Annotated in this window: 6 protein-coding genes; 1 reads left to right on the forward strand and 5 read right to left on the reverse strand. The window is 74.9% G+C overall.

Going from position 1 to position 7,492, the window contains the following annotated elements; translation table 11 throughout:
* Positions 1–178 precede the first annotated feature (178 nt).
* The gene (locus tag ABZ914_RS42465; RefSeq protein ID WP_500200423.1) at positions 179–835 is read right to left on the reverse strand and encodes an SRPBCC family protein; all 657 of its coding nucleotides are present in this window, start codon (positions 833–835) and stop codon (positions 179–181) included.
* A gap of 210 nt (positions 836–1,045) precedes the next feature.
* Here ABZ914_RS42465 and ABZ914_RS42470 point away from each other — a divergent pair, with 210 nt between their 5' ends.
* Entirely contained in the window at positions 1,046–1,891 is an 846-nt protein-coding gene (locus ABZ914_RS42470; protein WP_387032101.1) for a polysaccharide deacetylase family protein, read from the forward strand.
* On the opposite strand, the gene cutA is transcribed toward ABZ914_RS42470, so the two are convergent.
* From cutA to ABZ914_RS42490, 4 genes are read right to left on the reverse strand one after another with little or no spacing between them, the layout of a single operon-like run.
* Positions 1,837–4,323 carry an aerobic carbon-monoxide dehydrogenase large subunit gene (cutA, locus tag ABZ914_RS42475; RefSeq protein ID WP_500200426.1) on the reverse strand — a complete coding sequence of 829 codons (2,487 nt, stop codon included), beginning with the start codon at positions 4,321–4,323 and terminating at the stop codon, positions 1,837–1,839. The genes ABZ914_RS42470 and cutA overlap by 55 nt on opposite strands.
* Positions 4,323–4,859: a (2Fe-2S)-binding protein gene (locus ABZ914_RS42480; RefSeq protein ID WP_500200428.1), complete on the reverse strand. Its 537-nt coding sequence runs from the start codon at positions 4,857–4,859 to the stop codon at positions 4,323–4,325. Before ABZ914_RS42480 ends, cutA begins: the two co-directional genes overlap by 1 nt.
* Positions 4,859–5,722, reverse strand: coding sequence for an FAD binding domain-containing protein (locus ABZ914_RS42485; RefSeq protein ID WP_500200431.1), 864 nt, complete (start codon positions 5,720–5,722; stop codon positions 4,859–4,861). Before ABZ914_RS42485 ends, ABZ914_RS42480 begins: the two co-directional genes overlap by 1 nt.
* Positions 5,723–5,734: 12 nt before the next feature.
* Positions 5,735–7,270, reverse strand: coding sequence for a uracil-xanthine permease family protein (locus ABZ914_RS42490; RefSeq protein ID WP_500200433.1), 1,536 nt, complete (start codon positions 7,268–7,270; stop codon positions 5,735–5,737).
* Between the last annotated feature and the right edge of the window lie 222 nt (positions 7,271–7,492).

Consider the following 7,492-nt stretch of genomic DNA (forward strand, 5'->3'; position numbering starts at 1 on the left):
CGCACCAACCCCCCGACCCCCCCCCCCCGGGGCGGGCCCGGGGCATCGGCGGGCTCCCCCGGGCGGCGGGGCGGGCCGGGGCCGCCCCCCTCCCCCCCCCCCCCCACGCCTGACCTGCCACGCGTCCGCCGACCGGCGGCGGGTCGCCGGCGCCGCCATGACGACGGCTCACCGCGGCTCAGCGCCGGCGGCGGGCGAGGAGGTGGCCGAGGGCGACCCCGGCGAGAGCGACGGCGCCTCCGGCGAGGAACGCGGCGACCATCGGCGCCCCGCCCGTCCCGCCGGGCGGGGCCGGCTCGGCGGCGGCGCGTCCCGGGAACACCCGGCCGGTCTCCGGCCGTGCGGTGGAGGACGGCGCGGCCGCCGGGGCGGGCGACGGGGTCTCCGGTTCGGCGGGCGGCGCGGTCAGGTCGCGTTCGACGGCGGCGAAGAACTCGCCGGCCGTCCGCTTGGCGACGCCGCCGAGCATCCGCTGCCCGACGCCCCCGATCATCCCGCCGACGACCGCGTCGGCGTCGTAGTCGACGCGGGTGGAGCCGCCGCCGTCCGAGAGCCGGACACGGACCGTCGCGTCCACCGTGCCGGGCGCGCCCTGGCCCTGCGCACGCAGCGTGAACGAGCGCGGCGGGTCGGGGTCGGCGAGCTCGACGCGCCCGACGTAGGTGCCCTGGATGGACGCGACGCCGGCGGTGACCGTCATGCGGTAGGTGTCGGGGCCGGTCTCCTCCAGGGAGCGGCACCCGGGGATCGTCCGGGCGAGCACGGCCGGGTCCTGGAGCGCGTCCCAGACGCGGGCGAGCGGCGCGGCGACGCTGGCACTGCCGTTGACCTGCATGTTCCGACTTTAGGGAATGCAGGCCCCGCACCGAACGGCAACATGTGCCGAGTACACGCCGAGGATTGGGCAGATCCCCGGCGACACCGCAGGGAAATGGTCAGATATGTCCGGCTGATACCAACGCGCGCGAACTCCCGGGCGCGCGGGCGCGTCAACCGAAGCGAACGACGAGAACCGAACCCCCCAACCGAACGGAGAACGCGGCCGATGCGAGGGAAGACGCCCGTGATCGCGATGGTGACCGCCGGAGTCGTCGGCGCGGCCGCGGGCGGCTGGCCGGTGGTCCGGGCCGAGGCGGGCGGCTCGTCGGGACCGTCCATGCGGACGCAGCTCTCCTCGGTGCTCGCCGACCAGAAATGGGCGACGCCGAAGCCCGGAACGTGGACGCCGCCGAAACCGTCCACCGACGGGCTGCCCCCCGTCATCGACCACATCGACACCACCGAGCGCGTCGTCTTCCTCACCATCGACGACGGCTACACCTACGACTCGGAATTCGTCGACATCGTCCGCAAGGAGAAGGTGCCGATCCTGACGTTCCTGACCACGACGTATCTGCGGGGCCAGGGCCAGTACTTCCTCGCGATGCGCAACGCGGGCTCGCAGATCGAGGACCACACCGTCACGCACCCGAACATGCCCTCGCTCTCCCCCGACGCGCAGAAACGGCAGATCTGCGACTCGGCGGACGCGATCCAGCGCGAGTACGGCCGCCGGCCGCTGATCTTCCGGCCGCCGTTCGGCGCGTACAACCAGGCGACGCGGCAGGCGTCCAAGGACTGCGGGATGAAGTCGATCCTCACCTGGACGGCGGAGTTCTACAACGGCACGTCCGGCCCCGGCGTCGGCTACAACGGGTTCGCGCGCGCCGACGGCGGCAAGGGCTTCAAGCCCGGCGACATCATCCTGATGCACTACCGCAAGGGCCTGGCCGGGGAGTTCCGGATGATCCTCGGCTGGATCAAGCAGGCCGGGCTCCGGCCCGCCGCCGTGCAGAACTACCTGCCGCGCTCGCTCGGCGGCAACGCCCCGGAGACGCCCGCCGCGAACTGACCGCCCGGAGCCGCGCCGCCCCCGCCGCGCGCGGCCTCCCGGACGCGCAGGCCCGGGTCGCCGGGCGCCCGTTCGCGCAGCTCGTACAGGGCGTCCGGGGACAGCGGCATCGCCTCGACGCGCAGCCCCTCGGCGTCCTCGACGGCGGAGGCGATGACGGCCGACACCGGGATGACGCCCGCCTCCCCCGCGCCCTTGATGCCGAGCGGGTTCAGCGGCGACGGCGTCTCCAGGTGGTCGGTCTCGATGCGCGGGACCTCCGTCGCGTACGGCATGAGGAAGTCCATGAACGAGGCGTTCAGGAGCTGGCCGGACTCGTCGTAGACCATCCGCTCGTAGAGGGCGCCGCCGACGCCCTGCGCGACGCCGCCGTGGATCTGCCCCTCGACGACCATCGGGTTGATGAGCCTCCCGCAGTCGTGCACGACCGCGTACCGCAGGATCGCGATCTCGGCGGTGTCCGGGTCGGTCTCCACGATCGCGGCGTGCGCGCCCGCGGCGAACGTCGACCGGACGGGCGAGTAGTAGCCGCGCCCCTCCAGGCCCGGCTCGTCCCCCTCCGCGACGGGCGGCTCCGTCGCGGGGCGGCCCACCGCGAACTGCGTCGCCGCGGCGGTCTCCGCGTCGAACGCGTACCGCAGCGGGTTCGACAGCACCGCGACCGTCCGCAGCGGGACGGACGCCGACAGGTCGCCGCGGACGTGCACGACCCCGTCGGTGATCTCCAGGTCGCCCGGGTCGGCCTCCAGCGCCTCCCCGGCGATCCGCAGCGCCTTCTCGCGGACCTTCCGGCACGCCACCGCGATCGCGTTCCCGCTCATCACCGCGGCGCGGGACGCGAACGTGCCGACCGCGTACCCGAACCGCCGCGTGTCGCCGGTCGTGACGCGCACGTCCCGGATCGGGACGCCGAGCTCGGCGGCGGCGATCTGCGCGAACACGGTCTCGTGGCCCTGCCCCTGCGAGGTCAGCCCGGTCGACACGTGCACCCGCCCGGCCGTGTCGATCTCGACGTGCCCGCCCTCGTACGGGCCGACGCCCGTCCCCTCGACGTACACGCCGACGCCGATGCCGATGCGGCGGCCGCGGCGCGCGGCGGCCGCCCGCTCCGCCTCGAACCCGTCCCAGCCGATGAGGTCCCGCACCTTGCGCAGCAGCTCGGGGTAGTCGCCGGAGTCGTAGACGAGCGGGCGGCCGTCCTGGAACGTCAGGCCCTGGTCGTAGGGGAACTCGTCGGGCTGGATGAAGTTCGCGGCGCGCACGTCGGCGCGGTCGAGGCCGAGGTGGCGGGCGATGCGGTCCATCGTCCGCTCCATGCAGAACACGCCCTGCGGACGGCCCGCGCCCCGGTACGGCGTGACGATGAGGGTGTTGGTGTAGAGGCTGACGACCTCGGCCCGGTACGCGCCGATCTTGTACGGGCCGAGCAGCTGCGTCGACGTGACGATCGGGATGATGATCCCGTACGGGGTGTACGCGCCGTGGTCGTGCAGGATCCGCACGTCCAGGCCGAGGACGCGGCCCGCGTCGTCGAACCCGACCCGGACGTCCTGGAGCTGGCCGCGCTCGTGGGCGGCGGCGACGAAGTGCTCGCGCCGGTCCTCGGTCCATTTGATCTCGCGGCCGAGGAGCCGCGCGGCCCACGGGACGAGCACCTCCTCCGGCCACGGATGCACGATCTTCACGCCGAACCCGCCGCCGACGTCCGGCGCGACGACCTCGACCTTGCCGTTCGGCAGGCCGAGCCGCGCGGCGATCGCGGCGCGCACGCTGGTCGACGCCTGCGTGGAGGAGTAGACGCGCAGCGACCCGTCGTCGGCGTCCCAGCGCGCGTACACGCCGCGCCCTTCCAGCGGCGTGGACGCCGACCGCTCGATCGACAGCCGGAACTCCAGCCGGTGCGGCGCGGCGTCGATCGCCGCGGCGGCGTCGCCGGTCTCCTGGAGCAGGACGGCGCCGACGTTGCCGGGGACGTCGTCGTGGACGAGGTGCTCGGCGCGCTCGGCGTTCTCGATGCCGACGACGGCGGGCAGCGGCTCGTACTCGACGCGGATGCGCTCGGCGGCGTCCTCGGCGAGGTACCGGTCGCGGGCGACGACCATCGCGACGGGCTCGCCGACGTGCCGGACGACGTCGCGCGCCAGCGGGTACCCGGTGCGGCCGTGCGTCAGGGCCGGGTGCGGGATGAGCAGCGGCAGCGGCTCGCCGACGCGCCCCGGCAGGTCCTCCCAGGTGTAGACGGCGACGAGGCCGTCCACGTCGAGCGCGTCCGACACGTCGATGTCGGCGATGCGGGCGTGGGCGTGCGGGGACCGGACGAACGCCGCCGCGAGCGCGTCCCGCCCGAGGTCGTCCAGGTACCGGCCGCGGCCGGTGAGGAGCCGCGCGTCCTCGCGGCGCTCGACCGGCTCGCCGAACACGCGCGTCCCCATCACGCCTCGCTCTCTGCGCCGGACCCGCCGGTCCCGCCGGACGCGCCGGACGCGCCGGACCCGGCGAGCAGTTCGGCCGCGCGGTGCACCGACTTCACGATGTTCTGGTAACCCGTGCAGCGGCACAGGTTCCCGGAGATCCCTTCGAGCACCTCGTCCTCGGTCGGGCGCGGCGTCTCCCGCAGCAGCGCGGTCACCGTGCACAGGAAACCGGGCGTGCAGAAGCCGCACTGCAGGCCGTGGCATTCGCGGAACGCCCGCTGGACCGGGGACGGCGTGCCGTCCGGCGCGGCGAGGCCCTCCACCGTCGTGACGGCGTGCCCGGCGGCCGTCACCGCGAACGTCAGGCAGGACCGGACCGGGTCGCCGTCCATCAGCACCGTGCAGCAGCCGCAGACGCCGTGCTCGCAGCCGACGTGGGTGCCGGTCAGGCCGAGGTCGTGCCGCAGCAGGTCCGATAGCAGCCGCCGGGCGGGCACCCGCGCCGTGCGGTGCACGCCGTTGACCGTCAGGGCGATGTCGTGGAGCTCCTCCATCAGTCCCGCGCCCTCCTCAGCGCCTCGGCGGCGGCGGTCGCCAGCGCCCTCTCCGTCAGTACCCCGGTCAGGTGGCGGCGGTAGCGGGCGCTCGCGTGGATGTCGGACTCGGGGTCGATCCGCTCCCGCACGTACGCGGCGGCGGCCGGCCAGTCGCCGTGCGGCCCCGCCGCCTCCGCGAGGTCGAGGACGAGGGGCGCGGGCGCGATGCCGAGGTAGCCCGCGCGGACGCCGCCGACCCGCAGGTCCTCGTCGAGCGTGACGACCGCGGCGACGCCGGACAGCGCGTAGTCGCCGTGCCGCCGCGCCGTCTCGGCGAACGCCGTCCCGGTGCGGGGCGGCGCGGCCGGGAAGAACGCGGCGACCGCCAGCTCCCCCGGCCCGAGCGCCGACTCCAGCGGGCCGGTGAAGAACTCCGCCGCCGGGATCGTCCGGCGCCCCCGCACCGACGCGGCCTCGACCGTCCCGCCGAGGACGGCGAGCACGGCGGGCAGCTCCGCGGCCGGGTCGGCGTGCGCGAGGCTCCCGACGACCGTGCCGCGGTTGCGGATGACCGGATGCGCGACGTGCCGCAGCGCGCGGCCGAGCAGCGGCTGCACGGCCGCCGCCTCCACCGACCGCTCCACCCGCGCGTGCCGGGCCAGCGCGCCGACCCGCACGCCCTCGTCGCCGACGTGCACGGTGTCCAGCTCGGCGACGCCGTTGACGTCGACCAGGTCGGGCGGCGCGGCGAGGCGCATGTTGAGCAGCGGGATGAGGCTCTGCCCGCCCGCGAGCACCTTGGCGCCCGGGGCGCCGTCGAGCATGCCGAGCGCCTCGTCGACGGTGCGGGGCGCGTGGTGGCGGAACGGGGGCGGTTTCACGGCGCCGCCCCCTCAGCCCGCATCGCTCTCGCGATCCGGAGGCTCGCCGGGCTCGCCGCCTCCGCCGGGTTCGCCCGGCTCGCGGCGTGCGCCCGGCGCACCAGGCTCGCCGCCTCCGCCGGGACGGACCGGGCCGCCGATCTCCCGCTCCGCGGGCGCGATGACGCCGCCGCCCGACTCGTCCGGGCGGCGCACCGCGTTCAGCAGGTGGTAGCCGACCAGCACCGCGATGGTGCCGAGCGCGATGCCCTGCAGCGGGAAGTCGTCGGTGATCTTCAGGGTGACGTTCCCGATCCCCAGGATGATCGCCGCCGCCACCGGGACGAGGTTGACCGGATCGCCGAAGTCGACCCGGTTCTCGATCCAGATCTTCGCGCCGAGCAGGCCGATCATCCCGTACAGCACGACGGTGATGCCGCCGAGCACCCCGCCCGGCGTCGCCGCGACCAGCGCGCCGAACTTCGGGCACAGCCCGAACAGCACCGCCACGATCGCCGCGACGTAGTAGGCGGCCGTCGAGTAGATCCGGGTCGCGGCCATCACGCCGATGTTCTCGGCGTAGGTCGTGGTGGGCGAGCCGCCGACCGCCGTGGCCAGCACCGTGCCGACGCCGTCCGCGCCGATCGCGCGGCCGAGCACCGGGTTCAGGTCGTCCCCGGTCATCGCCGCCACCGCCTTGACGTGCCCGGTGTTCTCCGCGATCAGCGCGATGACCGGCGGCAGCGCCAGCAGGATCGCGGAGGTCTTGAAGTCGGGCGCGTGCGTGTGCGGGAACCCGAACCAGTCCGCCGCCTTCACCGCCGAGAAGTTCAGCCGCTCGTGCGGGAACGCCGTCGGCACGCAGAACGGGCCCTCCGCCGTGCACGCCTTCCCCGCCCCGTCCAGCAGGTTCTGCCCCGGTAGCACCGACGTGATCTCCCCGGCCGTCTTGTCCAGGACCCACGACAGGACGAACCCGAACACCAGCGCCAGCAGGATCGCGATCCGCGACCAGAACCCGCGCAGCACCACCGTGCAGAACACCGCGAAGCACAGCGTCGCCAGCGCGACCCACTGGTCCTGCGGCCAGTACGTGTCCGCGACGACCGGCGCCAGGTTGAACCCGATCAGCATGACGACCGCGCCCGTCACCACCGGCGGGAACACCCGGTGGATGACCTCGCCGCCGAGGAAGTGCACGATCACGCCGATCACCAGCAGCAGCGCGCCCGCGACCAGGATCGCGCCGGTCACCCGCGCGCTGTCGCCGCCCGCCGCGCGGATCGCCGCGACCGCGCCGACGAACGAGGCGCTGGTGCCGAGGTAGCTCGGCACCCGGCCGCCGACGATCAGCAGGAACAGGATCGTCGCGAACCCCGACATCATGATGGACAGGTTCGGGTCGAGGCCCATCACCACCGGGAACACGAACGTCGCGCCGAACATCGCCACCACGTGCTGGGCGCCGATGCCGGCGGTGCGCGGCCACGACAGCCGCTCCCCCGGCCGGACGACCTCTCCGGGCGGCGGCGTGCGCCCGTCCCCGTGCAGCTTCCAGCCGATCACCATCCGGGGCTCCTCCTGGTCGACGTGGGCGTCCGCACCGGCTCGCGCCTGCGGGCAACGTAGATCTACCCCGGTGGGCGGGCATCGGCGACATCTGCCGAAGTTCGGCGCGGCGGGCCGGGGGGCCCCCCCGGCCCCCCCCCCCCCCGCAAAACCCCCCGGGCCCCCCCGGGCCGGGGGGGGGGGGGGTTTTGGGGCGATTAGCGGCGCCCGGGGAACGCCCCA

The organism is Spirillospora sp. NPDC046719, assembly GCF_040645715.1.
In the GTDB taxonomy this organism is placed as follows: Bacteria; Actinomycetota; Actinomycetes; order Streptosporangiales; family Streptosporangiaceae; genus Spirillospora.

Bases quoted from the DNA above. Each gene is read 5' to 3' on its own strand.
- ABZ914_RS42480 (WP_500200428.1), bottom strand. From the start codon at position 4,859: ATGGAGGAGCTCCACGACATCGCCCTGACGGTCAACGGCGTGCACCGC.
- ABZ914_RS42470 (WP_387032101.1), top strand. From the start codon at position 1,046: ATGCGAGGGAAGACGCCCGTGATCGCGATGGTGACCGCCGGAGTCGTC.
- ABZ914_RS42490 (WP_500200433.1), bottom strand. From the start codon at position 7,270: ATGGTGATCGGCTGGAAGCTGCACGGGGACGGGCGCACGCCGCCGCCC.
- cutA (WP_500200426.1), bottom strand. From the start codon at position 4,323: ATGGGGACGCGCGTGTTCGGCGAGCCGGTCGAGCGCCGCGAGGACGCG.
- ABZ914_RS42465 (WP_500200423.1), bottom strand. From the start codon at position 835: ATGCAGGTCAACGGCAGTGCCAGCGTCGCCGCGCCGCTCGCCCGCGTC.